The organism is Streptomyces sp. CHD11, from assembly GCF_018638295.1.
Classification (GTDB): Bacteria; Actinomycetota; Actinomycetes; order Streptomycetales; family Streptomycetaceae; genus Streptomyces.
Genome location: NZ_JABTTS010000027.1, coordinates 48,420 through 74,188, shown reverse-complemented (window position 1 = coordinate 74,188; position 25,769 = coordinate 48,420). Strand labels below are relative to the sequence as shown.

23 protein-coding genes and 2 pseudogenes are annotated in these 25,769 nt (G+C 71.9%); 11 read left to right on the top strand and 14 right to left on the bottom strand.

Going from position 1 to position 25,769, the window contains the following annotated elements:
* Positions 1–62 precede the first annotated feature (62 nt).
* Genes HTV45_RS24325 through HTV45_RS24315 form a run of 3 tightly spaced genes read right to left on the bottom strand, consistent with a single transcriptional unit; the run spans position 63 to position 2,002 of the window.
* Positions 63–689 (bottom strand): YigZ family protein, encoded by a 627-nt coding sequence (locus HTV45_RS24325; RefSeq protein ID WP_215207992.1) that lies wholly within the window; start codon positions 687–689, stop codon positions 63–65.
* A gap of 9 nt (positions 690–698) precedes the next feature.
* Positions 699–1,274 (bottom strand): histidine phosphatase family protein, encoded by a 576-nt coding sequence (locus HTV45_RS24320; RefSeq protein WP_215207991.1) that lies wholly within the window; start codon positions 1,272–1,274, stop codon positions 699–701.
* Entirely contained in the window at positions 1,271–2,002 is a 732-nt protein-coding gene (locus tag HTV45_RS24315) for a hypothetical protein (protein WP_215207990.1), read from the bottom strand. Before HTV45_RS24315 ends, HTV45_RS24320 begins: the two co-directional genes overlap by 4 nt.
* A gap of 236 nt (positions 2,003–2,238) precedes the next feature.
* On the opposite strand from HTV45_RS24315, the gene HTV45_RS24310 reads away from it, so the two are divergent.
* Complete coding sequence (locus HTV45_RS24310; protein WP_215207989.1) at positions 2,239–2,646, top strand: CoA-binding protein; 408 nt, start codon at positions 2,239–2,241, stop codon at positions 2,644–2,646.
* 38 nt (positions 2,647–2,684) lie between these two features.
* The gene (locus tag HTV45_RS24305) at positions 2,685–3,908 is read left to right on the top strand and encodes a 4-hydroxybenzoate 3-monooxygenase (RefSeq protein WP_215207988.1); all 1,224 of its coding nucleotides are present in this window, start codon (positions 2,685–2,687) and stop codon (positions 3,906–3,908) included.
* A 147-nt stretch (positions 3,909–4,055) separates the two neighbouring features.
* Here HTV45_RS24305 and HTV45_RS24300 read toward each other — a convergent pair whose 3' ends face one another.
* The 3 genes from HTV45_RS24300 to HTV45_RS24290 all read right to left on the bottom strand — a co-directional run bounded on the left by HTV45_RS24300 (position 4,056) and on the right by HTV45_RS24290 (position 6,261).
* A complete protein-coding gene (locus HTV45_RS24300) occupies positions 4,056–4,622 on the bottom strand; it encodes a YbaK/EbsC family protein (RefSeq protein WP_215207987.1) in 567 nt (188 codons plus the stop codon).
* A 42-nt stretch (positions 4,623–4,664) separates the two neighbouring features.
* Positions 4,665–5,237: a helix-turn-helix domain-containing protein gene (locus tag HTV45_RS24295; RefSeq protein WP_215207986.1), complete on the bottom strand. Its 573-nt coding sequence runs from the start codon at positions 5,235–5,237 to the stop codon at positions 4,665–4,667.
* A gap of 226 nt (positions 5,238–5,463) precedes the next feature.
* Positions 5,464–6,261, bottom strand: a complete 798-nt coding sequence (locus tag HTV45_RS24290) for an acyltransferase (protein WP_215207985.1) — start codon at positions 6,259–6,261, stop codon at positions 5,464–5,466.
* Positions 6,262–6,368: 107 nt separating this feature from the next.
* Here HTV45_RS24290 and HTV45_RS24285 point away from each other — a divergent pair, with 107 nt between their 5' ends.
* Complete coding sequence (locus tag HTV45_RS24285) at positions 6,369–6,899, top strand: gamma carbonic anhydrase family protein (RefSeq protein WP_215207984.1); 531 nt, start codon at positions 6,369–6,371, stop codon at positions 6,897–6,899.
* A 138-nt stretch (positions 6,900–7,037) separates the two neighbouring features.
* Here HTV45_RS24285 and HTV45_RS24280 read toward each other — a convergent pair whose 3' ends face one another.
* A complete protein-coding gene (locus HTV45_RS24280) occupies positions 7,038–9,416 on the bottom strand; it encodes a phosphoketolase (RefSeq protein WP_215207983.1) in 2,379 nt (792 codons plus the stop codon).
* A gap of 249 nt (positions 9,417–9,665) precedes the next feature.
* Complete coding sequence (locus HTV45_RS24275) at positions 9,666–10,547, bottom strand: universal stress protein (protein WP_215207982.1); 882 nt, start codon at positions 10,545–10,547, stop codon at positions 9,666–9,668.
* Positions 10,548–10,805: 258 nt separating this feature from the next.
* On the opposite strand from HTV45_RS24275, the gene HTV45_RS24270 reads away from it, so the two are divergent.
* The 3 genes from HTV45_RS24270 to HTV45_RS24260 all read left to right on the top strand — a co-directional run bounded on the left by HTV45_RS24270 (position 10,806) and on the right by HTV45_RS24260 (position 14,036).
* The gene (locus HTV45_RS24270; RefSeq protein ID WP_215207981.1) at positions 10,806–11,264 is read left to right on the top strand and encodes a Crp/Fnr family transcriptional regulator; all 459 of its coding nucleotides are present in this window, start codon (positions 10,806–10,808) and stop codon (positions 11,262–11,264) included.
* Positions 11,265–11,669: 405 nt separating this feature from the next.
* Positions 11,670–12,674 (top strand): hypothetical protein, encoded by a 1,005-nt coding sequence (locus HTV45_RS24265; RefSeq protein ID WP_215207980.1) that lies wholly within the window; start codon positions 11,670–11,672, stop codon positions 12,672–12,674.
* 60 nt (positions 12,675–12,734) lie between these two features.
* Entirely contained in the window at positions 12,735–14,036 is a 1,302-nt protein-coding gene (locus HTV45_RS24260; RefSeq protein WP_308309745.1) for an MFS transporter, read from the top strand.
* A gap of 228 nt (positions 14,037–14,264) precedes the next feature.
* On the opposite strand, the gene HTV45_RS24255 is transcribed toward HTV45_RS24260, so the two are convergent.
* From HTV45_RS24255 to HTV45_RS24245, 3 genes are all read right to left on the bottom strand, one after another.
* On the bottom strand, positions 14,265–15,110 hold the full coding sequence (locus tag HTV45_RS24255) for a spermidine synthase (RefSeq protein WP_215207978.1): 846 nt from the start codon (positions 15,108–15,110) through the stop codon (positions 14,265–14,267).
* Between the two features lie 138 nt (positions 15,111–15,248).
* Positions 15,249–16,430 carry an elongation factor Tu gene (tuf, locus tag HTV45_RS24250; protein WP_215207977.1) on the bottom strand — a complete coding sequence of 394 codons (1,182 nt, stop codon included), beginning with the start codon at positions 16,428–16,430 and terminating at the stop codon, positions 15,249–15,251.
* 303 nt (positions 16,431–16,733) lie between these two features.
* A complete protein-coding gene (locus tag HTV45_RS24245; protein WP_215207976.1) occupies positions 16,734–17,468 on the bottom strand; it encodes a DNA alkylation repair protein in 735 nt (244 codons plus the stop codon).
* 49 nt (positions 17,469–17,517) lie between these two features.
* On the opposite strand from HTV45_RS24245, the gene HTV45_RS24240 reads away from it, so the two are divergent.
* The 3 genes from HTV45_RS24240 (at position 17,518) to HTV45_RS24230 (ending at position 20,747) form a co-directional block, all read left to right on the top strand.
* Positions 17,518–18,306: a TVP38/TMEM64 family protein gene (locus HTV45_RS24240; protein ID WP_215207975.1), complete on the top strand. Its 789-nt coding sequence runs from the start codon at positions 17,518–17,520 to the stop codon at positions 18,304–18,306.
* A gap of 228 nt (positions 18,307–18,534) precedes the next feature.
* On the top strand, positions 18,535–19,410 hold the full coding sequence (locus tag HTV45_RS24235) for an undecaprenyl-diphosphate phosphatase (protein ID WP_215207974.1): 876 nt from the start codon (positions 18,535–18,537) through the stop codon (positions 19,408–19,410).
* A gap of 545 nt (positions 19,411–19,955) precedes the next feature.
* A complete protein-coding gene (locus HTV45_RS24230) occupies positions 19,956–20,747 on the top strand; it encodes an IS5 family transposase (protein WP_251692670.1) in 792 nt (263 codons plus the stop codon).
* On the opposite strand, the gene HTV45_RS24225 is transcribed toward HTV45_RS24230, so the two are convergent.
* A complete protein-coding gene (locus tag HTV45_RS24225; RefSeq protein WP_215207973.1) occupies positions 20,704–21,240 on the bottom strand; it encodes a hypothetical protein in 537 nt (178 codons plus the stop codon). The two genes, HTV45_RS24230 and HTV45_RS24225, sit on opposite strands and share 44 nt — an antisense overlap.
* 1,668 nt (positions 21,241–22,908) lie before the next feature.
* Here HTV45_RS24225 and HTV45_RS24220 point away from each other — a divergent pair.
* A pseudogene (locus HTV45_RS24220) lies at positions 22,909–23,751 on the top strand (IS5 family transposase).
* A 105-nt stretch (positions 23,752–23,856) separates the two neighbouring features.
* On the opposite strand, the gene HTV45_RS24215 reads toward HTV45_RS24220, so the two are convergent.
* Positions 23,857–24,714 (bottom strand): helix-turn-helix transcriptional regulator, encoded by an 858-nt coding sequence (locus HTV45_RS24215; RefSeq protein ID WP_308309744.1) that lies wholly within the window; start codon positions 24,712–24,714, stop codon positions 23,857–23,859.
* 134 nt (positions 24,715–24,848) lie between these two features.
* Here HTV45_RS24215 and HTV45_RS24210 point away from each other — a divergent pair, with 134 nt between their 5' ends.
* Positions 24,849–25,550 (top strand): SDR family oxidoreductase, encoded by a 702-nt coding sequence (locus tag HTV45_RS24210; protein WP_215207971.1) that lies wholly within the window; start codon positions 24,849–24,851, stop codon positions 25,548–25,550.
* On the opposite strand, the pseudogene HTV45_RS35060 reads toward HTV45_RS24210, so the two are convergent.
* A pseudogene (locus tag HTV45_RS35060) lies at positions 25,549–25,680 on the bottom strand (IS5/IS1182 family transposase); the annotation flags it as partial. The gene HTV45_RS24210 and the pseudogene HTV45_RS35060 overlap by 2 nt on opposite strands.
* Positions 25,681–25,769: the final 89 nt, after the last annotated feature.

Genomic DNA, 25,769 nt, shown 5'->3' with positions numbered 1-25,769 from the left:
CCCGCACCGAACACGCAGATTGCACGACGAAAGGAACATATGGGCATCCTGTCGCGGTGCGGTCACGCGTCACCGTAGGCCTCCCCTCCCAGCTCGAACCCGGCCGTCCCCGCGGTCGCGTCGGCGAGCCAGGCGCGGAAGGCGGGCACGTCGGCGTCCGGGAGACCGATCCCGATCGTGACCTCCTCGCCGTAGTGCACGTCGCGCACCTCGCGTCCGGTGGCACGCAGGTCGTTCTGGACCTTGCCCGCCCGCTGGTGGTCGACGGTCACCGTGGCCAGCCGGAAGCGGCGCCGGGTGATCGTGCCGAGGGTGTCGAGAGCCTCTCCGACGGCTCCGCCGTACGCGCGGATGAGACCGCCCGCGCCGAGCTTGACGCCACCGTAGTAACGGGTGACGACGGCGACCACGTACCGCATGTCCCGGCGGAGCAGCATCTGGAGCATGGGGACGCCGGCGGTACCGCCGGGCTCCCCGTCGTCGCCGGCCCGCTGGGTGGAGGCGTCCGCGCCGATGACGTAGGCGAAGCAGTTGTGGGTGGCGTCCGCGTGGTCCCTGCGGACGGCGGCGATGAAGTCCTGTGCTTCCCGCTCGGTGGCCGCCGGGGCGAGGGCGCACAGGAACCGGGAGCGGTTGACCTCGGTCTCGTGCACCCCCGCGCGGGCGACGGTGCGGTACTCGTCCTGCATCCGGCCAGCCTATGCGCCGACGCGCGGGCGGGGCCGACGGGGCTGTCGCTTCCCGCCCCGGGGAACGGTGAGCGAGGTCAGCAGGGCGGTACGGGGGGCGAGGTCCCGCCAGGCGGGGCCGCGCCAGGACAGTACGGCGATCGCTGAGGTGGGGAACTTCCCGCGGACACGCTCCAGCGTGTCGTCCAGGCCGTCGCCGGCCAGGGTCAGGACGAGGTTCTCCAGTCCCGGGTTGTGGCCGACGAGCAGCAGCGTCCCGACCTCGGCCGGTACCTCGTGGATCACGGCCAGCAGTGCGGGGACGTCCCCGTGGTACAGCCGCGGATCGTGGTGGACCGGCGGCGGTGTGCCCCACTGCGCTGCGGCCCGTTCCCAGGTCCGGCGGGCGCGCACGGCGGTGGAGCACAGCGCGAGTCCGGGCAGGCGGTCCGATGCGGCGAGCGCGCGTCCGGCGGCGGCCGCGTCCCCGCGGCCGCGTGCGGCGAGGGGGCGTTCGTGGTCGGTGACGCCCTGCGGGCGGGCCGACTTGGCGTGACGCAGGACGACCAGCCGGCGCGGCGGTCCCGCGCCGGCGCGTTCGGTCATGCCGGGGATCCCAGATCGCGGGTGAGGTGCAAGCCGAGCAGACGGTCGGCGTAGGCGTAGGTCTCGAAGCGGGCGCCGTCCGCCAGGTCCGGGTCCTTCTCCACCGCGTGGAGGACGCTCAGCACCCGGGCCGTGTCCAGATCGTCCTCCCACGCGGTGCGCAGGTCCGCGCGCACCCGGTCGGGGACGGGCCGCGAGGGCCGGTGTGCCCAGGCCGCCACCGCTCGGCGCCAGCGGCCGAGAGTGTCAGCGGCCTCGTCCAGGGCGGTCGGACCGACGGCCACGGTCTCGTTCCTGGGACGCCCGAGCAGAGTGAGGCGCAGGACGGCGGGGTCGGTGCCGCCCGGCGGGTCGGGTGCTTCCGCTTCCTGGCGCACGGGCGCCACGCGGACGCGCACCCCGTCGGGGATCTCACCGCCCTCGGCCACCACATGCAGCACCTGCGCCTCGCCGAGACCGGGGCCGGAGTCCCGGCCGTCCTCGAAGGGACGGACGCCGAGGGCCGCGCCGGCCGCGCGGAGCTCCGCCTGCTGCCGCTGGCCCCTGAGCAGTGCCCACACCGGCGTGCCGCCCAGCTCCAGGGCGCGGACGAGCAGATCGGCGACGAGCAGGACACGCAGGTTCGTCGGGTCGAGCCCTCCGGTGTGTGCCTCGACACGGGTCAGGCCCCGCCGGGCGGGGGCGGCGTCGACGGGCTGGCCGGTTCGGGCGTCGGTGATGCGCAGCACGAGGTGAGCGTAGGCGCGTGAGTGGGCGTACGCAGGTATCTGGGGCGGTTTTCGGGGTGCCGTACCGGAAACCCGGCGCCGGGCGGTCCCGCGGCCGGTACATTCCACCGCCCCCGCGGAGACGGACGGCGACGGGAATCACCGCGGGTGCCGCGTCGTTGTGGGCGTGACAGCGTTTTTCACGGCTCAAGACGCGGGGACACGCGTCACGAGTCACGACTCCCGGGAGGCCGACGGTGCACGGCGACGAGGCGACGGTACGCAAGATCCTCACCGGACTCGGTGACACCTGGGCCGTGGTGGGCCTGTCGCCGAACCGGCAGCGCGCGGCGTACGGCGTCGCCCAGGTGCTCCAGCGGTTCGGCAAGCGCGTGGTGCCGGTGCATCCGAAGGCGGAGACCGTGCATGGCGAGCAGGGCTACGCCTCGCTCGCGGACATCCCCTTCCCGGTGGACGTGGTGGACGTGTTCGTCAACAGCGACCTGGCCGGAGCGGTCGCGGACGAGGCCGTGGCCAAGGGCGCCGGGGCGGTGTGGTTCCAGCTCGGCGTCATCGACGAGGCGGCCTGTGAGCGGACCCGCGCGGCGGGCCTGGAGATGGTGATGGACCGCTGCCCGGCGATCGAGATACCCCGGCTCGGATAAGGCCTGTTCCGGGGGCGCCGCGCCGCCATAATGGCGCGATGGACCCGAGCCCTCAGGAAGCCGAATCCCCCGCCCCGCGGCGCTTACCGGTCGTGATCGTGGGCGCCGGTCCCGCCGGGCTCACCGTCGCGGCGATCCTCCGGGCGGCCGGTCTGGACTGTCTGGTCCTGGAGACGGAGACCCGGGAGTTCATCGAACGGCGGCCCCGGGCCGGGGTGATCGAGGAGTGGGCGGTACGCGGTCTGCAGCGGCGGGGGCTCGCGGCGAACCTGCTGGAGCGGGCCGAACTGCACACGGCGTGCGAGTTCCGTTTCGGCGGGGAGCGCCACCGGTTCGCGTACCGGGAGCTGAGCGGCAGCCACCACTGGGTCTATCCGCAGCCGTTGCTGGTGACGGACCTGGTGCGCGAGTACGCGGACGTGCGGGGAGGACACATACGGTTCGGCGTACGGGACGTCCGGCTGCACGATCCGGACGGCGACCGTCCGTCGGTGTCGTACGTGTGCCCCGCGAGCGGGCGGCGGGAGGTCGTGGCCTGTGAGTTCATCGCCGGGTGCGACGGGGCCCGCGGGGTGACCAGGGCGTCCCTGGTGCCCGGACGGGCCCGCGTCGCGCGGCACGACTACGGCATCGGCTGGCTGGCCCTGCTCGCCGAGGCGCCGCCGTCCGCCGACTGTGTGCTGTTCGGCTGCCATCCGGACGGCTTCGCCGGTCAGATGCCCCGCAGCCCCGAGGTGACCCGCTACTACCTCCAGTGTCCGCCCGGCGACGACCCGGAGAACTGGCCGAACGAGCGTGTCTGGGCGGCGCTGCGGCGCCGGCTCGGCGCGGCGGGGGCGGCCCCGCCGGCCGAGGGGCGGCTGATCGAGAAGCGTGTGCTGGACATGCACGACTACGTGACCGAACCGATGGCGTTCGGACGGCTGTTCCTGGCCGGGGACGCGGCACACCTGGTGGCGCCGATCGCCGCCAAGGGCCTCAACCTCGCCCTGCACGACGCGTTCCTGCTCGGCGACTCCCTGGTCGCCCGCCTCACCGAAGGTGACGGCACGGCGCTCGCCGGGTACTCGGCCGAGTGTCTGCGGCGCGTGTGGGACTACCAGGAGTTCTCCCAGTGGCTCTCCGAGCTGTACCACGGCGGCGCGGCGGGCGATCCGTTCCGCGCGGGCACCACCCTCGCCCGGCTGCGCCGCCTGTTCACCTCCCCCAGTGCCGCCGCTTCCTTCGCGGAGCAGTACCTGGGCACGGCCGCGCGCTACTGAGGCGAATCCGCGGTCGGATCGCGGCCCGGATCTCCCGCCGGGCGTCACCACGGGCTGACGGCGTCCCTGGTCCACGCCGGCCCGGAACCGGTACCGGGAGCGGCGGACCCGCAGCTGCCGCTGGTCCACCACACGGTGGGCTGACCCTCAGGCCCCGGGCGCCGCGCCGAGCCCTTCCCGTACGACCGCTCCCGGAAGGTCCGCGAACGCCTTGCCCGGCACCAGCAGCTTGCCGCGCCGCCGCCCGCTGCCGACCAGCACGTACGGCAGATCCACGACGGCCGCGTCGACCAGCAGCGGCCAGTCGGCCGGGAGTCCGACGGGGGTGATGCCGCCGTACTCCATGCCGGTCTCCCCCGTGGCCGTGTCCATCGGGGCGAAGGACGCCTTGCGGGCGCCCAGGTGACGGCGTACCGCGCCGTTGACGTCGAGCCGGGTGGTGGACAGCACGACACACGCGGCGAGGGTGGTCCCGGCGCCGCGCCGGCCCGCCACCACCACACAGTTCGCCGAGCTTTCCAGCAGGTCCCGGCCGTAGTGCTCGACGAAGACGGCGGTGTCGGCCCAGCGCGGGTCGGTGTCGACGTAGAGGATCCGCTCGGCGGGTACCCCGCCGCTCCAGGCGCGGACCGCCGCGGCGACCGGGGCGGTGAGCTCGTCCAGGCAGTCGGTGGCGGGGGTGGCGTGGTCGAAGTCGCCGATGGGTGCGCGCATGGTCGCACCGTAACAGCCGTCCCACGGCCGCTCGAGGCCGTCTCAGCGGACGGGCGGAACCGAGACAGCCATGATCATCTCCATCGGCGCCTTGCCCCGATTGCCGTACGTGTGGGGCGTGTTGGCCTCGAAGGAGGCGCTGGCACCGGCCGGGACACGGTGCTCGGCCCCGTCGACGGTGAGCGTCAGCTCGCCCGCCGTGACATGGAGGAGTTCGACCGTGCCGGCGGGGTGCGGGTCGGAGTCGCTGCTCTCGCCCGGCATCAGCCGCCAGTCCCACATCTCCAGCGGTCCCGGGGCCTCCGTGCCGGCGAGCAGCCGGCTGAAGCTGCCGTCCTCGGTGTGCCACAGCCGCACGGCCTGGTCCGCGGGGACGATGCGGACCCTGGGGCCCTGTTCGTAGTCGAGCAGGGTGGGGACACTGACGCCGAGCGCGTCGCCGATCTTGACGACGGTCCCGATGCTCGGATTGGTGCGGGCCTGTTCGATCTGGATGAGCATGCCGCGGCTGACTCCCGCCCGCGCCGCGAGCGTGTCGAGGGTGAATCCGCGCTCGGCGCGCCAGCGTCTGACGTTACGCGCCAGCGACTGGGTCAGCAGGTCGAGGTCCGACACGTCCCATCCCTTCGGTCCGCTGTGGTGAATACCGGGGTTCAGCCTGCTCGACCACGGTGTGGCGCACCCGATCGTGCACCGCACTGTACTGCGGGGCCCACCGTCCCAGCACTCTTCCCCCTGGCCACCGGCCTTCCGTGCGGGCATCGGGGCTGCCGTGGCCGGTCTCGCCGGTGCGGCGGCCGCACGCGGCCGGGGCTGCGGCCGGCGGCGGCGTGCGGATTGCTCAGCTCCCGGGTTCCAGTTCGGCGAGCCGCGCCGGGCCGGCCGCGTCCAGTTCCGCGAGCCGGGCCACGCTCTTCTCGTCCAGCAGCGACAGGGCCCGCAGCTGCTCCGGGGTGACATCCTCCGGAATCGGCACGGGTGCCGGGGTGCGCAGGGGCGGCTGCCAGCCGTCGGCGGGGGTCCAGCGGCGTACGACCCGGGCCGGAGCCCCCGCGACCACGGCGTGATCGGGCACCGTGCCCCTGACCACCGCGCCCGCGGCCACCACCACGTTCCGTCCGACCCGCGCGCCCGGCAGGATGACCGCGCCGGTGCCGATCCAGCATCCGGGGCCGATCTCCACCGGTTCCATCCGGGGCCACTGCTTGCCGATGGGCTCGTAGGGATCGTCGTAGGAATGGTTGGTGGAGGTGACGTAGACGTACGGTCCGAAGTAGCAGTCGCTGCCGATGGTGACGGTCGTGTCGGCGATGACATGGCTGCCGCGGCCCAGGACGACCCCGTCGCCGATGCGCAGGATCGGCTCGGGACCGAGGTCGAGACCGGGCATCAGGCCGGCGGTGAGCGTGACCTGCTCGCCGACGATGCAGTGCGCGCCGATCCGGATCCAGGGTTCGCCGAACACCGTGCCGAGCGGGAAGGCGAGCCTGGTGCCCGTTCCCATGGCGGCGAAGCGGAAGCGGCCGGGGTGCTCGGCGGTGACCGAGCCCGTGCGCTGAGCCCAGGCCCAGCCCGCGTGGACCGCGCGCTGGGCGAGGCGGCGCGGCCAGGACGAGAACGTGTTCTTGCGCTTCGGCACGCGTTCACCGTACTGAGCGCATCACGCCGTGATGCCGTCGACGGGCTGTGATCTTCGCCCCACGGCGTGGCGTACGGTTCCGTCCCGTACCGGACGAGGAGGCGACGATGACGCACAGGGCACTGATCACAGGCGTCGGCGGTAGGGAACCGAAGGTGGCGGACGGGGTCTTCGTGGCGCCGACGGCGAGTGTGATCGGGGACGTGACGCTGGAGGCGGGGGCGAGTGTCTGGTACGGCGCGGTGCTGCGGGGTGACGTGGAACGGATCTCCGTGGGCACTGACAGCAATGTGCAGGACAACTGCACGCTGCACGCCGATCCGGGTTTCCCGGTGACCGTGGGCGAGCGGGTGTCCATCGGGCACAACGCCGTGGTGCACGGGGCGGCCGTCGGGGACGACTGTCTGGTGGGGATGGGGGCGACCGTGCTGAACGGTGCGGTGATCGGGGCGGGGTCCCTGGTGGCCGCGCAGGCGCTGGTGCCGCAGGGCATGGTGGTGCCGCCGGGGTCGCTGGTGGCGGGGGTCCCGGCCAAGGTGCGGCGGGAACTGAGCGCGGAGGAGCGGGAGGGGCTGACCCTCAACGGGGCGATGTACGCGGAACTGGCGACGGCGCACCGGGAGGAGTACGGAGCGTGACGGGAGTCGCGGACGGTCCGGCGGGCGCCGGCCGCGCCCACGCGGCCGGCCGCGGCCGCGCACGTCCCCGTGCCCCCGCGCCTCCGGGCCCCCGGGCGGAGCTCCGCTGCTCCCCGCGGCCACGGCTTCGCCCGGCGCTCAGGCGTTCCAGCTCCACTCGGCCACCTCGGGCAGGTCGGTGCCGTACTCACGGATCCACGCGTGGTGCCGGCTGCGCGCGTCGGCCATCCGCTGCCGTACGGCGGCGGCGCGCACGGCGAGCCCGGGGACGCGGTCGATGACGTCCATCACCAGCCGGTAGCGGTCGAGATCGTTGCGGACCACCATGTCGAACGGTGTGGTCGTGGTGCCGGACTCCTTGTAACCGCGCACATGCAGGTGCGGGTGGCCGTTGCGGCGGTAGGCGAGGCGGTGGATCAGCCAGGGATAGCCGTGATAGGCGAAGATCACCGGCTTGTCCGCGGTGAACAGGCCGTCGTACTCGAACTCCGTCATACCGTGCGGATGCTCCTCGCGGGGCAGCAGCCTGGCGATGTCGACGACGTTCACCACCCGGACCGCGAGCTCCGGCAGATGGCGGCGCAGCAACTGCGCGGCGGCCAGCACCTCCTGGGTGGGCACGTCACCGGCGCAGGCCAGTACGACATCGGGTTCGCCGCCGTTCTCGGTGCCCGCCCACTCCCAGATGCCGGCGCCCCGTGCGCAGTGGACGCGCGCCTCGTCGATCGACAGCCAGTCGTAGCAGGGCTGTTTGCCGGCCACGATCACGTTGACGTAGTCGCGGCTGCGCAGGGCGTGGTCCGCGACGGACAGCAGGGTGTTGGCGTCCGGCGGCAGGTAGACCCGTACGACCTGGGGGCTCTTGTTGAGCACGTGGTCGACGAAGCCGGGGTCCTGGTGGGAGAAGCCGTTGTGGTCCTGGCGCCACACGTGCGAGGTGAGCAGGTAGTTGAGTGAGGCGATGGGCGCGCGCCAGGGCAGCTCGCGCGAGGTCTTCAGCCATTTGATGTGCTGGTTGACCATCGAGTCGACGATGTGCACGAACGCCTCGTAACAGGAGAACAGTCCGTGCCGGCCGGTGAGGAGGTAGCCCTCGAGCCAGCCCTGGCAGAGGTGCTCGGAGAGGATCTCCATCACCCGGCCGTGCCGGTCGAGATGCTCGTCGACGTCGAGGATGCCGGCCTGCCAGGCCTTGCCGCTGGCGTCGTAGACGGCCTGCAGCCGGTTGGACGCGGTCTCGTCGGGGCCCACGAGCCGGAAGTCCCGCCGGCCGGCGGTGTCCCGCATGACCCGTTGCAGGAGGTCGCCCAGGACCCGGGTGGGCTCGTGGAGGGTGGTGCCGGGCTTGTCGACGGGGACGGCGAAGTCGTCCAGGGACGGCATGGGCAGTTCGCGCACCAGCAGTCCGCCGTTGGCGTACGGGGTGGAGCCGAGGCGCCGGGTGCCCTCGGGGAGCGGCGCGAGCACGTCCGCGACGGGCCGGCCCTCGCCGTCGAACAGTTCCTCGGGCCGGTACGACTTCAGCCAGGCCTCCAGTTGCCGCAGGTGCTCGGGGTTCTCGCGGACGCCGGGCAGCGGCACCTGATGGGCGCGCCAGGTGCCCTCGACGGGTGTCCCGTCCACCTCGGCCGGGCCGGTCCAGCCCTTGGGGGTGCGCAGCACGATGAGGGGCCAGCGGGGGCGTTCGCTCACGCCGTCCTCGCGGGCGGCGCGCTGTGCCGCCGCGATGCGGTCCAGCGCGGTGTCCAGGGCCTGCGCCATCGCACGGTGCACGTCGGCGGGGTCGCTCCCGCTCACGTGGAGGGGCTCGTGGCCGTAGCCGCGCAGCAGCGCGTCCAGTTCGGGCTCGGGCAGCCGGGCCAGGACGGTCGGGTTGGCGATCTTGTACCCGTTGAGGTGCAGGATCGGCAGGACGGCGCCGTCGTGCACCGGGTCGAGGAACTTGTTGGAGTGCCACGACGCGGCCAGCGGCCCGGTCTCCGCCTCGCCGTCACCGATCACACAGGCGACCAGCAGGCCGGGGTTGTCGAGGGCGGCGCCGTAGGCGTGGGCGAGGGAGTAGCCGAGTTCGCCGCCCTCGTGGATGGAGCCGGGGACCTCGGGGGCGACGTGGCTGGGCACACCGCCGGGGAAGGAGAACTGCCGGAACAGCCGTGCCATGCCCGCCGCGTCCCGGCCGACGTCCGGGTAGGTCTCGCCGTAGCTCCCCTCCAGCCAGGAGTTGGCCAGCACGGACGGGCCGCCGTGGCCCGGCCCCCAGATGCACAGCGCGTCCAGCCCGCGCGCCGCGATCACCCGGTTGAGGTGGGTGTACACCAGGTTCAGTCCGGGTGAGGTGCCCCAGTGCCCGAGCAGCCGCGGCTTGATGTGCTCGGGCCGCAGCGGCTCGGTGAGCAACGGGTTCGCCAGCAGGTAGATCTGGCCCGCCGAGAGGTAGTTGGCGGCCCGCCAGTGGGCGTCCAGGGTGCGCAGTTCCTCGTCGCTCAGTACGGTCCGGATGTCCTGGTGCTCAGGCATGGATGACTCCGTGAAAGGCCGGTCGTGACGGCCGGCGGCGTCGGCGGGGAGGGCGGCAGGGCACGCCCCGGGCATCGGGGAGCGGGTGACCAGTTTCCCGCGCTTCGACACATCCCGCCCGGCGGAACGGCACCATGTGGCTCAATCGGTCCGCCGGGCGGACGGTGGGGCGCGGGTGCGCCGGGACGGACGGGTGGCGGAGATCCCGGCGCGCCCTGCGCGGCGTGGACACGCCGGGACGGGCGTCGCTCAGCCGTGGGCGACGACGGCGACGGGGGCGGCTCCGTGATGCATCACCGCGTGGGTGATGGCCCCGATGTGGGCGCCGAGCGGGTTGCGGCGGGTCCGGCGGCCGACGACCACCAGCGAGGCTTCCGCGGAAGCCTCCACCAGGCGGACGGACGGGCTGCCGCCGAAGGACTCCTCGACGACCTCCACCCCGGGGAACTTCTCGCGCCAGGGCGCGAGTACCCGGGTCAGGTTCTCCGCCTGCTCCCGGGCGATGTCGTGGTACACGTCCGGCGCGGCCGCGAGGCCGTAGACGTAGTACGGCGGCAGGGCCCAGCCGTGCACCACGCGCAGAGCGGTGTCGCGCCGCTGCGCCTCCTCGAAGGCGAACCCGATCACCGGCTCACGGGGCCGGTCGGCGTCCAGACCGAGCAGCACGGGCCGGTAGCGTGTGGCGGCGGACGGAATGCCGGTGGGATCCGGCTCGTGCTCGTCGGCGGCCTGTTCGCCGGCGCGGACCAGGACGACGGGCCGCTCTGCGCGGGCCACGACGACGAGTCCGACCGAGCCCACCAGGAACCCGCCGAGGGCGCCGAGCCCCCGGGAGCCGAGTGCCAGCAGCTCGGCGTCCTCCGCGGCCCTGGTCAGCACCTCGTACGGCATACCGTCGATCTGCTCGTGCGTGACCTCGAGTCCGGGATGGCGCAGCCGCAGCCCCTCGGCGGTCTCGCGCGGCATGCTCACCCACCTGTCGGCCGGGAGGGCTTCCGGCGCGGGGCCGGGCCGCCGGACGTGGAGCAGCCGCAGCGGCAGTTCGCGCCGTACCGCTTCGCGGGCAGCCCACTCGGCGGCGGCACGGCTCTCCGGTGAGCCGTCGAGTCCGACGGTGATGGCGCGGGTCATGGTGGGTTCCTCCCCTGCGTCGGGACGATCACCACGATTCTGGCCGGGACGCTGTTCCGGCGGTAGGGCCACAGGTCCCGGCCCGCCGCCGGACGGGCCCGGACGACGGCGGGGAGGCGGAGGCGGAGGCGCCGGGCACGGAGCGCCGGGGTCCGACGTCCCGGAGTATGGGCCGACCGGCCCATGGCCCGGGACGGCGGACGGGGTGACGCTGGGAGGACAACGGCAGTCGCAGACGCCCCGTCCGGGAGGCCCGCCATGTTCGCACCCCCGTCCCCCAGCATGCCGCGCGCCCTGCCCCTCGACCACCGGGACCGCCTGGTGCGGACCGCCCGTGAGGTGTCCTTCCCGCAGGGGACCCGGCTGTTCGAGGAGGGCGGCCGCGCGGACCGGTTCTGGGTGATCCGCACCGGCACGGTCGAACTCGACATGCATGTGCCCGGCCGCCGTGCCGCCGTGATCGAGCGTCTCGGGCACAACGAACTCGTCGGCTGGTCCTGGCTGTTCTCCCCGCATGTGTGGCAGCTGGGCGCCGAGGCGGCGACTCCGGTACGGGTCTACGAGTTCGACGCCCCGGCCGTGCTGGCGCTGTGCGAGGAGGATCCCGTACTGGGCCGCGCCGTGGCCCGCTGGGTCGGCGACGTGGTGGCCCACCGGCTGCACGCCTCCCGGATACGGCTGCTGGACCTCTACGGCCCGTACGGCGCGGGCGTGTGAGGAACGCCCGCCGCGGCCCGTACCGGGCCGGGGTCGGCCGTGGGGGCGCAGGGTCCGGACGACGGTCGTCCCACCGGTCACCGCGCCGTCCTCGCGGCGGATGACGATCGACACGGGGAACGGGGGGCGGCATGTGGCCCGCCTCCCGTGGTGGTGGCATTCGACCTGGTCGGGCAGGGCCGGCACGGCACGCTCGGGTGCGGTCTCCAGGAACCGGAGGCAGAGGGCGCGGGTCATCGGCGCCGTGGCGCGAGCATCTCGCCGATGGGCATCCGCTCTGCGCTCACGGCCGGATGTTACCCACGGGTAGCCCCGGCTTGCCGGAGGCACGGCGTTCCCTTTGCTACGTCCCTGTCAAAGGGCGGTGACCTGTTCGTGTCCGGGGCGCGGCTACTGTTGCTGTCCATGTGGCCAGGACAGCAGCCGCCCGGGGGCGAGCAGAACCCGCAGTCGGACAATCCGTACCAGCAGCCGGGGTACCAGCAGCCGAATCCGTATCAGCAGCCCGGCTATCAGCAGCCGGGTCCGTATCAGCAGCAGTGGGGCGATCCGTCCACGGTCGGCATGCCTCAGCCGCCGAAGGGCGGCGGGAACCGGACGAAACTGGTGGCGATCATCGCCGCGACGGCCGTGGTCGTCGCCGCGGGAGTCACCGGGTTCCTGGTGCTCGGCGGTGACAAGGACGAGGAGGCCGACAGCAAGAAGGACGCCAAACCGTCCGCGACCGCGTCCGCCACCCAGGAGACGTCCACGGAGCCGAGCGCCTCCGCCTCGGGCGGCAACCCGCGCGGCGGCGACGAGGAGAAGGCGACGATCGCGGGGTGGCAGGTCGTCGTCAACACGCGCTTCGGCACCAAGTTCGACGTCCCCGCCGACTGGGAGATCGAGACTCCCGGCACCAGTGTCGGCTTCGAGTGGGAGGAGGAGGACGGTGAATGGGGCCGCACCACCGTGACCGCACCGGCCTATCTGAAGTCGAAGTGGTGCACCACCGACGACAACAAGGACGGCCGCGAGGAGGACACCTCCCTCGCCACCGCCGGAACCCGCGGTGAGAACGGCGCCAAGACCACACAGCAGGCGGCCGAGACCCGGGTGCCGTGGTGGATCTACGGCGGGTACACCCAGCCCGACAAGAAGAGCATCAAGCAGGTGAAGCCGAAGCCCTACACCACCACGTCGGGCATCGCGGGCCACGTCACCTCGGCGTACTCGGTGAACACGCCCCAGAAGGGAAAGTGCGAGAGCGACGGCAAGGCGATCACCTTCGGGTTCAAGAACGGCGCCGGTGACTTCGTCACCTGGAACCTGTACGGGGCCAAGGGCGTCAGCGACGAGATCCCGGAGTCGACCGTGCAGAAGATCCTCAGCACGGTGCGCCTCACGGAGGAACCCCCGACGGGGACGTAGCAGGCCAGGGGGCCGGCAGAGCATTTGGCAAGTCGGCCCCCGCCCGGCGATAGTCACGGGGTGCCGACCACCTCCGTCCGCCGCCGTCCCGTCTGGGCCGGCCGCAACTACTCCCTGCTGACCGCCGCCGCCGTGGTGACCAACCTGGGCAGCCACGGCGCACTGATCGCCGCCGCGTTCGCCGTACTGGGTGCGGGCGGCGACGGCGGCGACGTGGGTCTGGTGGCCGCCGCGCGCACCCTGCCGCTGGTGCTGTTCCTGCTGATCGGCGGTGCCGTCGCGGACCGGCTGCCGCGGCACCGGGTGATGGTCGCGGCCAACGTCCTGAACTGTGGCTCGCAGGCCGCGTTCGCGGCGCTGGTCCTGGCGGGCGAGGCACAGCTGTGGCAGATGATGCTGCTCAGCGCGCTCGGCGGCACCGGTCAGGCGTTCTTCAACCCGGCGGCCGAAGGCATGCTGCTGTCCTCGGTGACCGGCGAGCAGGCCGGCCGGGCGTTCGCGGTGTTCCGCATGGCGATGCACGGGGCGACCCTCGGCGGTGCCGCTCTCGGTGGCGCGATGGTGGCCGTGATGGGGCCCGGCTGGGTACTGGCCGCGGACGCGGCGGCCTTCGCGGTGGCAGCGGCGCTGCGGGCGTTCCTCGATGTGAAGCACATACCGCCGCGCGCTGCGGGCGGCGGCATCCTCGGCGACCTGAAGGAGGGCTGGCGGGAGGTCACCGGCCGGCCGTGGCTGTGGGCCATCGTGGTCCAGTTCTCCCTCGCCAACGCGGTCGTCGGCGCGGCCGACGCGGTCTACGGCCCGCTCGTCGCCCGGGACCACCTGGGCGGGGCCGCGCCGTGGGGCGTGGCGCTGGCCTGCTTCGGCGGGGGCACGGTGGTGGGCGCGCTGCTGATGACCCGCTGGCAGCCGCGCCGTCTGCTGCTGGTCGGCACCCTGTGCGTCTTCCCGCTGGCGCTGCCGTCCGCCGCGCTCGCCGTGCCGGCCCCGGTCGGAGTGCTGTGCGCGGTGATGTTCGTGACCGGTGTGTCCGTTGAGGTGTTCGGTGTCTCCTGGATGACCGCGCTGCACCAGGAGATCCCCGAGGAGAAACTGTCACGGGTCTCGGCGTACGACTGGTTCGGCTCGGTCGCGCTGGTACCGGCGGCGATGGCGCTCGCGGGCCCGGCCGAGACGGCGTTCGGCCGCCCGGACGCGCTGTGGGGCTGCGCCGTGCTGGTGGTCGTCGCCACCGCGGCGGTCCTGTGCGTCCCGGACGTCCGCGATCTGCGCCGCCGGACGCACGGCGTCACGGCCGCGCTTCCCGTACCGAGGGACGCGGAGCACTCCGTACGGGATCTCGGGCCGGCGTCCCGGGACTGAACCATGTCCGCGCGGGCGCCGGGCGCGGTCGCGGTCGCCGCGTCGGCCGCCCCCGCCGCCCGGCGCGGCCGGCGGTCGCCGGGCGTCCGTCCGGGCCGCCGCGACCCGGACGAGACCGGGACAGGGCGTGGGGTGCGGCCGGCTGCGCGTCGGTGAGGGGCATCTCGATCCCCGATCCCCGGGAAGGCTCCGCGGAGCCGGTTCGCGGGACCGCGGCGTGTCACACGGTCAGCCGATCCCGAAGGCTCCCGCGGGAGGCGCGGGCGACGGTACCGCGTCCTCGTCCCGCACCGGCCGCGCGCCGGCCATGAAGTCCCGCAGCGCGGCACCGTGTTCCACCCGGGCCGGGAAGGCGTCGGCGGCACTCGCGCGGGACAGGCCGGCGATGTCCAGGGGGTGGTCGGCCCCGGCCAGGACCGCGTTGCCGAAACGCCGGCCGCGCAGGACCCCGGGCTCGGCGATCAGCGCCAGCTCCCCGAACCGCGTCCCCAGAGTGGCGAGCTGGGAGCGCAGGAAGGCGAACGGGGCCGCGTCCGCGAGGTTGGCGAGGTACACACCTCCGGGCCGCAGAACGCGCGCGGCCTCACGGACATAGGCGACGGAGGTCAGGTGCGCCGGTACCCGTGAGCCGCCGAAGACGTCGGCGACCAGGACGTCCGCGCTGTCGTCGGGGGCTGCCTCCAGCCAGGCCCGGGCGTCGGCCGCGTGCAGCGTGATCCCGGCGCCGGCGGGGAGGGGCAGTTCCCCGGCGACCAGGTCCAGCAGTCCCCGGTCGACCTCCACGACGTGCTGCACGGAGCCGGGCCGGGTGGCGGCCAGATAGCGGGGCAGAGTGAACGCGCCGCCGCCGAGGTGCACCGCGTCCAGGGGTGCGCCCCGCTCGGCGACGACGTCCAGGACGTGCCCGAGCCGCCGGGCGTACTCGAACTCCAGGTGCGTCGGCTCGTCCAGGTCGACGTACGACTGCGGCGCCCCGTCGACGGTCAGCAGCCAGGCCCGCTCGCGGTCCACGTCGGGCATCAGCTTCGCGGTGCCGTGACCGACGGTTCGGGTCACGGAGATGGGCTCGCTCACCGCTCCATTGTCCCCGCGGCCCGGACGCGGGACCGCCCCCCCCCCGCACGGGGGCGGGCCGCCGGGCNGCGCGGCACAGGCCAAAACCCCGCCGGCATCCCCCCCCCCCCGTCCGGGGGGCGGGCAGCCGTCCTCCGGTCAGCCGACCGACGTCACCGTGCCGGCCCCGACGGTGCGTCCGCCCTCCCGGACGGCGAAGCCGAGCCCGGCCTCCAGCGGCACGTCACGTCCCAGCTCGACCGTCATCGTCACCGTGTCCCCGGGCCGCGCCACCGCCGTCCCACCGAGGTCGACGTCGCCCACGACGTCCGCCGTACGGATGTAGAACTGCGGGCGGTAGCCGGTCGACACCGGTGTCGTACGGCCGCCCTCGCGAGCCGGCAGCACATACACCCGCGCGGTGAAACGCCGGCCGGGCGCCACACTGCCCGGCGCGGCCACCACGTGCCCGCGCCGCACCGCGTCGCGCGGCACCCCGCGCAGCAGCAGCGCCACGCTGTCCCCGGCCTGCGCCTCCTCCATGGGCTTGCCGAAGGTCTCCAGACCGGTCACCACGGTCTCCGTCTCGGCGCCGAGCACCTCGACCCGGTCGCCGACCCGGACCGTGCCCCGCTCCACCGCGCCGGTCACGACGGTGCCCCGGCCGGTGATGGTGAGCACGTTCTCCACCGGCAGCAGGAACGGCGCGTCCAGGTACCGCTCGGGCATGGGCACATAGGTGTCCACCGCGTCGAGCAGCGCCTCGACCGACGCCGTCCAGCGCGGGTCGCCCTCCAGTGCCTTCAGCCCGGAGACCCGTACGACGGGCGCGGTCTCACCGCCGTACCCGTGCGCGGAGAGCAGGTCGCGGACCTCCAGCTCGACCAGGTCGGCCAGCACCGCGTCCTCGCCGTCGTCCACGGCGTCCGCCTTGTTGAGCGCGACCACGATGTGGTCGACGCCCACCTGGCGGGCGAGCAGTACGTGCTCGGCCGTCTGCGGCATGATCCCGTCCAGCGCGGAGACGACGAGGATCGCCCCGTCGAGCTGCGCGGCCCCGGTGACCATGTTCTTGATGTAGTCGGCGTGGCCGGGCATGTCGACGTGCGCGTAGTGCCGGGTGTCGGTCTCGTACTCGACGTGCGCGATGTTGATGGTGATGCCGCGGGCGGCCTCCTCCGGGGCCCGGTCGATGCGGTCGAACGGCACGAAACTGCCCGTACCGCGCTCGGCGAGGACCTTGGTGATGGCGGCGGTCAGGGTGGTCTTGCCGTGGTCGACATGACCCATCGTGCCGATGTTCAGATGCGGTTTGGTGCGGATGTACGCCGTCTTGGACATGGCGGTACCTCGAAGCCTCTCGGTGGTGACGCGTGGTGACGCGTGACGCCCCCGGGCGCGGCGGATCGGCGCGCGGCCGGGACGGGGACCCCGGGAACCTGGCCGACCCTCCCCCTGGGGGGTCCGCCGGACTATCCGGGGAGGGTCAGCTTCGGGCGCCGTCGACTGCGGCGAGGAGAGCGGGGACGGCAGCCTTCGGGGCATCCGCGACGGCGGATGCTGCGAGGTGGAAGGCGTACCGGAACATGGCTCGATCCTTGCCGACAACCCGCCACGCGTCGACTGGTTTTCGGTGCCGGGCCGCTACGCCCCGATGTTCTTCAGCGCCTCGCGTACCGACAGCGGCGCGAACCGTCCCTGCTCGCGTGCGAGGAAGGACCGCACGGCGTCCGGGTCGGTCCTGGCGTACTCGCGCAGGCACCAGCCGATGGCCTTGCGGACGAAGAAGTCCGGATGGCCGGACCGGCGCAGGCAGAAGGCGAAGAGGCGTGCGCTGTCGGTGTGTTCCCTGTAGCGCAGCTGGTGGAGCAGGGCGGTGCGGACGAGCCACATGTCGTCGTCGGCGATCCACTCGTCCATGTCGGCGGTGAGCCGGGGGTCGGCGGCGACCAGCGCCCCGACGACATGCGCGGCGAGCAGGTCGACGGTGTCCCACCACGGGACCGTGGTGACCAGATGCCTGGTGACGGGCAGAAAGCCGGAGGAGCAGTGCCGTACGTGCCGGCGCAGATAGTCGACCGCGAAGTAGTGGTACTCGCGTTCGGGCAGCTCCCAGCAGCGCAGGGCGACGGCGGCGCAGTCGGCTTCGCCGGGCCGGGGCAGTCCCGCCGTGACCGTACGGGACAGGGCCCGCCGGGCCGGGGCGGTGATGCCGAGGAACGGGGCGACGTCCTTCATGTAGGCCCGCATCGCCGGGGCGCGCTCCGGGTCGGCCGCGGGCCCGTAGGCGGCCGTGAGCCGTTCCAGCACCGTGTCGGCGAGCGGGCTGACCGGTGGACGCGGTGCGGACGCCGCCGTTCCGTCCCCTGTGACGCGCATGAGACGAACACTACGGCGATCACACATATTTGTCGGTTACTGTCGCCGGATGCTCGATGCCACCACCCGCTCTGGGGGCACCGCCGCGGTCTCTCCCCGGACCGCCGCCACCGGCCTGCCGGTCGCCGTACCCCCGCCCGCGCCCGCTCTCGTGCCCACCACACGGTTCGCCGCCCGGTGCGCCAGAGCGCTGCTGTCCCCGTGGTCACGGCTCTCCCTGCTGGTCGTGCTGCTGGCCTCCGCGTCGGCGACGATGCTGGTCCTCGAGCCGCAGCGGCTGCTGACCGACGGCTGGCCGGACCGGCTCGGCGGGGCGGTGGCGGTGGCGGCGTACGCGGTGGCCTACGGGGTGTGCACGGTGTCGTTCGTGCCGCGTCCGCTGCTGAACCTCGCCGCGGGGGCGCTGTTCGGCTCCCAGCTGGGCCTGGTCGCGGCGCTGGGCGGCACGGTGCTGGGCGCCGGGCTGGCCTTCTGTCTGGGACGGGCGCTCGGCCAGGAGGCGCTGCGTCCGCTGCTGCGCGGACGCTGGCTGAAGGCCGCGGACAACCAGCTGAGCCGGCACGGCTTCCGCTCGATGCTGGCGGCCCGGCTGTTCCCCGGCATCCCGTTCGCGGCGTCGAACTACTGCGCCGCGGTCTCCCGTATGGGTCTGTTGCCGTTCCTGCTGGCGACGGCGCTCGGCTCGGTACCGAACACCGCCGCCTACGTCGTGGCCGGCGCCCGCGCCTCCACGCCGACGTCGCCGGCCTTCCTGATCGCGCTGGCCTGCATCACCGTGCCGGGCCTGGTGGGCGCGGTGGTGGCGTGGCGCAAGCGGCACCAGCTGCGCGGCCGGTGAACGTCCCGGCGGTACGTCAGACCCGTTCGGGCGTCGCCGGGTCGGCGGAACGGCTCCCCACGGCGGCCTGATCACGTCACCCTCAGGGCGCCGGGCCGTCATCCCGCTTCCGCCAAGGGTTCATCTCGGGGCGTTACGCTTCCCCCCTCGGCGCACCTGATCATCGATCACCGCACACGGCGTGCGCCCTTCGCCCGTTCACGATCGGCACTTGGACTCCGCTGCCTCATGTCTTGGTTTGAATCCCTCATCCTCGGACTCGTCCAGGGGCTGACCGAGTTCCTGCCCGTCTCCTCCAGCGCCCATCTGCGGCTGACCGCCGCCTTCTCCGGCTGGGAGGATCCGGGCGCGGCCTTCACCGCGATCACCCAGATCGGCACCGAGACCGCGGTGCTGATCTATTTCCGCAAGGACATCGGCCGGATCCTGTCCGCCTGGACCCGCTCCCTGACGGACAAGGAGATGCGGCGGGACCAGGACGCGCGCATGGGCTGGCTGGTCATCGTCGGCTCGATCCCGATCGGTGTGCTCGGCCTGACCCTCAAGGACCAGATCGAGGGCCCGTTCCGGGATCTGCGGCTCACCGCGGCGATGCTCATCGGCATGGGTGTCGTGCTCGGCGTGGCCGACCGGCTCGCGGCGCGGGACGAGAGCGGCGGCCGGCACCGCGCGGCCAAACAGCGCAAGGACCTCGGGGACCTGACGGTCAGGGACGGTCTGATCTACGGCTTCTGCCAGGCGATGGCGCTCATCCCGGGTGTCTCCCGCTCCGGCGCCACCATCAGCGGCGGCCTGTTCATGGGCTACCGGCGCGAGGACGCGGCCCGCTACTCCTTCCTCCTCGCCATCCCCGCGGTGCTGGCCTCCGGCCTGTACGAACTGAAGGACGTGACGGAGGACGGGCACGTCTCGTGGGGCCCGACGCTCTTCGCGACGGTCGTCGCCTTCGCGGTCGGATACGCGGTGATCGCCTGGTTCATGAAGTTCATCTCGACCAAGAGCTTCATGCCGTTCGTCTGGTACCGCATCGCACTCGGCATCGTCATCATTGTGCTGGTCAGCGCGGGTGTGCTGAGTCCTCATGCGGCCGAATCCGGCGGCTGAACCAGGGCCGCGCAGATAGCGCTATCTAGCATTTCCTAGCACCTGACTGCAGCACCACACCATGATCATCTCCCACTTGTCTCCCACCTGGGAGGCGGGACGCACTCCCTCTGAAGGGTGTTGCAATAGTCGGCAGGGGCGGCCGCACCGCGGCGCTGGTCGGCCGCCCCTCGTGCACTGCGCTCGGGTTCAGAAGCCGCGGGTGGTGAGCCACTCATCCAGCGCGACGGAAACGATGTCGCCGATGGGCAGGTGGTCGAGTTCATTGTCCAGGGCTAAGAAGCCGTTGTCGTACCGCTCTGGGGACTTGGTGATCGAACGGTCGTCCCGATTGGGTGGTAGTGGGGTGCTCGGCGCATGAGAGGAGGGCCTCCTGAACAGCTCGTTGGTGTCGAATCACCGAGCATCAGGAGGCCCTGGTGTCGCAGTCTTGCGTGCCGATGCCCGTGCAGTCCACCGCGGGCACCCGGGAGTGTGACTGTCTGGCTCACCGGTTCGGAAACGCTGCCGACCATCCGCTGCACGAGCGCCGTTACCCGAGTGACATGACGGACGCGGAGTGGGCGGTGGTGCGGCCGCTGCTGCCGGAGCCGGGCTGGATGCGCGGCCGGGGCGGGCAGCTGGAGGCGTACTGCCACCGCGCGATGCTGGACGCCATCGCCTATCTCGTGGACAACGGGATCAAGTGGCGGGCGATGCCGGCCGACTTCCCGCCGTGGGACCGGGTCTACGCGTTCTTCCGCCGCTGGCGCGACCACGGCCTGGTGCGGGAGTTGCACGACCGGCTGCGCGGGCAGGTCCGCGAGAAGGCGGGGCGGGATTTCCGGCCGACGGCCGGGGTGATCGATTCGCAGTCGGTCAAGGCGGACGCCGTGGTTGGCGCCGACAGTCGTGGCTTCGACGGCGGCAAGCTGGTCAACGGCCGCAAACGGCACGTCGTGGTCGACACCCTCGGCCTGCTGCTCGGCGTCATGGTCACCGGCGCGGATGTCGGCGACCGGGCCGCCGCCCATGTCCTACTGGAACAGGTGGCCTTTGCCCACCACCGCCTGGCCCTCGTCTGGGCCGACGGCGGCTACACCGGCAGTCTCGTCGAGCACTGCCTGGCCACGTTCGCCCTGGTGGTGGCGATCGTCAAACGCAGCGACAACGTGAAGGGGTTCGTGGTGCTGCCCAAGCGGTGGATCGTCGAGCGTCTTTTCGCGCACCTGATGCGCAGCCGCCGCCTGGCCCGCGACTTCGAGCGCCGTATCACCAGTGCCGAGGCGATGATCTACTGGTCGATGACCGTCCTTATGGCCCGTCGCCTGGCCCGGCCACACCGGGAGCGAGGGTGAACCGTCCGGGCGTGGGCTCGGCCAGCCAGCCCCGGGCGACCAGGCGTTTCGCCTTCGACCGCAATGCCTCCACCCGTGCCGGCACCACGTCCATGCCGAACACCGCGGCCATTTCCTGGCAAGTCAGCGGCTCCTGCCCCAGACGGGCCCGGTCCGCGGCTGCGTGAAGGATCCGCTGGTAGTCGACCGACAGCACCGACGAGGCCATCCCCGCACGCCACACCGGCACCTGCGATTTCGGCCGGGCCGCATCACGGGACGCCCGCTGTCCGTCTGCCTCCTGCGGACCGGCAGCGTCCTGAACGCCGGCTTCGGCGGCCCCGTCGGGAGCCAGAACCGTGTCGACCCGCCGCCGGGCGATCACCCACTCCTGCCATTCCTCCTCGGCCACGGCCAACTCGGCCTGGATACGGTCGGCTTCCTCACGAAGCCCGTCGACCCGGCGTCGAGCAGCGTGCTCCTGTTGTTCCAGCAGTCCGATGATCGAGGGCATTCGCGGCCTCCCACGGAGCGACAACGAGACAGGCCACTACTTTCACGGACCTACCGCACCTATCCACGACCTGCGGAAACTCGCTGATCACACTCGGAAAGACAACAGCGTCTAAGCGTTTGATCCGCTTCTTCAGCTTCAGCGCGGCGGGGACCGACGAGTCGAGACCCTCGCGCGGGATGATGCACTGGTTGAGGACGATGGCGGCCTCGGAGATGTTCTTGGGACGGCCGGGACCGTGGGCGTACGGCGTGCCCTCGCTGTGCCTCTCATGCGATTGCACGTCCTGTTCCTGGTGAGGTCTGGGTGCATCGGTCCTGACCGGGAACGCCGTACCGCCTGCCGCCGGAGCAACTGCCGGGCGTATGGCCACCTCGGCGGTCGGTGCCGTATCAGAAGCCGCTGACGTGATGTCGGCTGGGCTGTGCTGCGCAACGGGCTCGGCGGGCTGAGTGGGTTGGACCAAGGCCTCCAGGCTGGGAAGCGGAAACCACTGGCGGCAGCAGTCGCTCGTCCAGCTCGCCCATGGCTTCCGTCCCTGCCTCGGCGCCGAGGTTTTCGGCCGGGCCCTGCGCCGATGCCGCCAAGGGATGGTTCGGATTACCGCTGCGTGGGCGTGGTGGGGCGTGTGTGAGGCGAGGCGACGAAAACTCCGACAAAACGGTCTGCTGGCGGATAGTTCGCGAGACTATTTGGCCAATGGATTGCTTTAAGTAATTGTCCTGAAATGGGCGTAGTAGGCAGATGTGGGCCCCGAGTGTCGGTTAAGCGGGTGATGCATGAGCGGCGAGCGGGGGCGTGCGGGCCATGGGTTTCGTTGCTCGGGCCGGAGCGCGGTGATCGCGATTTCGATGGCGGGAGAGGGCTGCGCGTGAGCCGCGCCGTTGATGGCGAGGCCTCCCGTCATTCGGATACCAAGATCTCCAAGAGATGGGTTAAAGGGGTGAACCTGCTGGTCAGGGGATCTGGCCGGGTGGGCGGGACGTTGCCTTTCGAGTTTTTCGGGCCGGTTCGTTGTGCAGTTGACGCAGGGTGGGCGCGAACGGCACCGCCCGGCGGGGCCATGGTCGTGGGCGGGCATGGGGAGTCGCGCCTTGGGGACGCCGGCTCGGGTCCCCGGGGAGGGGATGTGCTGCTCAGCGGCGTTCCGTTTTAAGCCCGTTGCTGACGATGCCGTCAGAGGTGGAGAGGCTTTCGCACTAGGGCAACGGTGTTGAGGCGGGCGCGCGTGAGTGCCACGTCCAGGGCGCGATGGTCTGACCGTGCAGGGTCGAGGCCATGCGCCAGGGCCGCCGCGTCTGCCGAGTTCAACCTGACGGCTACCGTGTTCCGCTCGCGTCCCTTGGACTGGTGCGCGGTAAGGCCAGGTATCAGCCGGTCGTTTGCGAGCCGAAGTTGTAGACGATTGAGCGCGCGGAGCGGTTTGCGCGCTAGCTGTGTCGCAGCGGTTACCGGAATGTGCTCCGTGAGACTGCGTGTCAGTCGCTGCCACACCAGGGCCGGTTGGTCGCCGTACTTGAGGTCAGTTATCGCGGACTGCAGGCAGGGGCGGAACGTTGTCTCTAAGAGGTCGCGCAGATAGGCGCGGTGGTGGGACCCCAGCAGCAGGACAGGCACTGGTCTTGGCGATCATGGAGTTGCGACGCTCTGTGATCACCGGGGAGACCTGTGCCTGTACTGCCATCATGGCTGACCGAACCACTCTGGGGCCAATTCGCCGCCCTGCTGCCTGCGCGGCCGGCCTACGTGCCGACCCATCCGCTGGGCTGCCACCGCCCACGCATCAGCGACCGGATCGTCTTCGACAAGCTGCTGCAGCTCCTGCGCTTCGGCTGCTCCTACCAGGCGATCGCCGACACGACCTGCTCGGCCACCACGATCCGCAACCGGCGCGACGAGTGGATCGCCCTGGATGTCTTCGCCAAACTCAAGCAGATCGCGCTGGAGTCCTACGACCGCATCGCCGGCCTCATGCTGGACCAGATCGCCGTTGACGGCTCCATTACCAAAGCCCCCGGCGGTGGTGAGGCCGCAGGGCGATCGCCGGTCGATCGCGGCAAACAGGGTTTGAAGCGTTCTGGCATGACGGATGGTTATGGCATCCCACTGGGCCGCGTGCTGGCTGGAGCGAACCGTCACGACTCCCCGCTGCTCGCCCCGACTCTGGACCGCCTGGACGACCTGGGACCGCTGCCCTACAACGTCACCGTGCACCTGGACGCCGGCTACGACTCTGACAAGGCCCGCGCCCTGCTCGACGAGCGCGGCCTGCACGGCCGCATCGCGCACAAGGGTGAGAAGGCACCGATCCAGGCAAGCCAGAGGTAGCACGTCGAAAGGACCCACGCCTGGCAGAACGCCTTCTACCGCCTCGCCCGCTGCTACGAGCGCCGGGCGACTGTCATCGACGCCTTCTTCGACCTCGCCGACACCATCATCACCGTCCGTAGCCTGATCCGACGGGCATGGACCACCCACCGCTGGGACGAACGCCCGAACCGCCGCCCATGAAAGCACCCCTATCTGGGGACCTCTCGACGGCGTTGACAACGAGCCGTCGTCGGTGGTCGGTGCGCCGGGCTGCGGGCCATGGGGGTCGAGTGCGCCCGCCGACTGCTATCCCGGGGTGCTGTCTTCGGTCATGGCCTGGGTGCCGATGACGTTGAGGAGCCGGAGCCGGTCGGCGGCGTCGCTGCCAGGAGCGGCGGTATAGGCGACGATGCGCAGATCGCTGCCGGGAGCTACGAGCACGTCACAGTCGAAAGTGAATGTGCCGACATCGGGGTGATGGACGGTCTTGGTGTCCGACTCATGGACGCCCACGATGCCCGTGTCCCACAGGCGTGCGAAGTCGGTGCTGACACCCCGCAGGTCCTTGATCAGGGAGCGCAGGGCGGCATCGGCGGGGTAGCGGGCGGTCGTCGCCCTGAGATCGGCGACCACGGCCGCCTCGAACCGGGCCTCCTGCTCGGGGGTGTGGCTGACCCGGCTGGGCAGACCGGCGAAGTGCCGCCAGACGATGTTGCGCTCGCGTCCGCGCAGCGCGGACAGGTCTCCGAACAGGGCAGCCCACAACGGGCTCCACAGAATCAGGTTCCAGGCGGCGTCGTGCACGCTCAGCGGTGAGCCGTCCAGCTGGTCGAGCAGCCTTCGGACCCCCGGTGGGATGTGCGCCGACAGCTGCCCGGGGCCCGGCGCCGGCTGGCCCGCGAGGAGATACAGGTATTCGCGCTCGGCTGCCGACAGCCGCAGGGCGCGGGCCAGCGCGGACAGGACCTGCGCCGACGGGGAGGTGGCCCGGCCCTGTTCCAGGCGGGTGATGTAGTCCACCGACAGGTCGGCGAGCTGCGCCAGTTCCTCGCGGCGCAGTCCGGCGGCCCGACGTACCCCGCCCGCGGGCAGTCCGACCGTGGCGGGGGCGATCCGGTCCCGCCAGCCATGCAGGGCTCTGCCCAGTTCCCTGGATTCGTTCACCGTCCCAGTATCCGGCCGCCGCGCCCGGACAGCCTGGTACTGCTGGTCCACTGGCTGAGGCGGGCACTGCCTGTTCGTCTGCGGTGCGACGACGGTGGAGACATCACCGACCCACCGATCACCGGAGTGAGCACATGACCACCACATTGATCACTGGAGCGAACAAGGGACTCGGTTTCGAGACGGCTCGTCGCCTGATCGAGGCCGGGCACACCGTCTACGTCGGGGCACGCCATGCCCACCGCGGCCGAGAGGCCGCCGCGCGGCTCGGCGCCCGCTTCGTTCAGCTCGACGTCACCGACGAGGGCTCCGTCAAAGCCGCCGCCGAATTCGTCCGCGCGGACGCCGGCCGCCTCGACGTCCTGGTCAACAACGCCGGGATCGCGGGCGCGCGCAAGCTCGGTCGGGTCGGCGAGGTCACCGGGTCCGACATGATGACCACGTACGACACGAACGTCTTCGGCCTCGTGCGTGTCACGCACGCCTTCCTGCCGCTGTTGGAAGCAAGCGATGCCCCGGTTGTCGTCAACGTCAGCAGCGGTCTGGGCTCGCTGGCGGCGACCGCCGACCCCAGCCGGGTGGAGTTCCAGGTGACGTTGCTGGACTACAACTCCTCCAAGACCGCGCTGGTCATGGTCACCTCGCAGTACGCCAAGGCTTTCCCCGCCATCCGGTTCAACGCCGTCGACCCCGGCTACACCGCCACCGACCTCAACGGCCACCAGGGCACCCAAACCGTCGAGGAGGGCGCGGAGATCATCATCCGCATGGCCTCGATCGGCGCCGACGGCCCGACCGGCGGCTTCTTCGACAAGACCGGCCCGGTCGTCTGGTAACGATCCGGTCGCTGATGCGTGGGCGATGGCAGCCCAGCGGGTCGGTCGGGTCGTAAGCCGGCCGCTCAGGAAACAGCGCGGCGAATTGGTCCCAGAGCCGGCTGATTACAGAGCGTCGCAACTCCAGGATCACCAAGATCTGCGCCTGCTTCGCCGACGGGGACGCCCTGCGCCAATCTGCGCGACCTCTAACCTCGCGCTTATACGAGGTGGGGTGTC

What these genes read in the sequence shown, in the direction of transcription:
- HTV45_RS24270 (WP_215207981.1), top strand. Translation starts at nt 10,806, where the DNA reads ATGTTCGCACCCCCGTCCCCCAGCATGCCGCGCGCCCTGCCCCTCGAC.
- HTV45_RS24210 (WP_215207971.1), top strand. Translation starts at nt 24,849, where the DNA reads ATGACCACCACATTGATCACTGGAGCGAACAAGGGACTCGGTTTCGAG.
- HTV45_RS24280 (WP_215207983.1), bottom strand. Translation starts at nt 9,416, where the DNA reads ATGCCTGAGCACCAGGACATCCGGACCGTACTGAGCGACGAGGAACTG.
- HTV45_RS24235 (WP_215207974.1), top strand. Translation starts at nt 18,535, where the DNA reads ATGTCTTGGTTTGAATCCCTCATCCTCGGACTCGTCCAGGGGCTGACC.
- HTV45_RS24240 (WP_215207975.1), top strand. Translation starts at nt 17,518, where the DNA reads ATGCTCGATGCCACCACCCGCTCTGGGGGCACCGCCGCGGTCTCTCCC.
- HTV45_RS24325 (WP_215207992.1), bottom strand. Translation starts at nt 689, where the DNA reads ATGCAGGACGAGTACCGCACCGTCGCCCGCGCGGGGGTGCACGAGACC.
- HTV45_RS24230 (WP_251692670.1), top strand. Translation starts at nt 19,956, where the DNA reads ATGACGGACGCGGAGTGGGCGGTGGTGCGGCCGCTGCTGCCGGAGCCG.
- HTV45_RS24320 (WP_215207991.1), bottom strand. Translation starts at nt 1,274, where the DNA reads ATGACCGAACGCGCCGGCGCGGGACCGCCGCGCCGGCTGGTCGTCCTG.
- tuf (WP_215207977.1), bottom strand. Translation starts at nt 16,430, where the DNA reads ATGTCCAAGACGGCGTACATCCGCACCAAACCGCATCTGAACATCGGC.
- HTV45_RS24275 (WP_215207982.1), bottom strand. Translation starts at nt 10,547, where the DNA reads ATGACCCGCGCCATCACCGTCGGACTCGACGGCTCACCGGAGAGCCGT.
- HTV45_RS24300 (WP_215207987.1), bottom strand. Translation starts at nt 4,622, where the DNA reads ATGCGCGCACCCATCGGCGACTTCGACCACGCCACCCCCGCCACCGAC.
- HTV45_RS24225 (WP_215207973.1), bottom strand. Translation starts at nt 21,240, where the DNA reads ATGCCCTCGATCATCGGACTGCTGGAACAACAGGAGCACGCTGCTCGA.
- HTV45_RS24245 (WP_215207976.1), bottom strand. Translation starts at nt 17,468, where the DNA reads ATGCGCGTCACAGGGGACGGAACGGCGGCGTCCGCACCGCGTCCACCG.
- HTV45_RS24305 (WP_215207988.1), top strand. Translation starts at nt 2,685, where the DNA reads ATGGACCCGAGCCCTCAGGAAGCCGAATCCCCCGCCCCGCGGCGCTTA.
- HTV45_RS24265 (WP_215207980.1), top strand. Translation starts at nt 11,670, where the DNA reads ATGTGGCCAGGACAGCAGCCGCCCGGGGGCGAGCAGAACCCGCAGTCG.
- HTV45_RS24285 (WP_215207984.1), top strand. Translation starts at nt 6,369, where the DNA reads ATGACGCACAGGGCACTGATCACAGGCGTCGGCGGTAGGGAACCGAAG.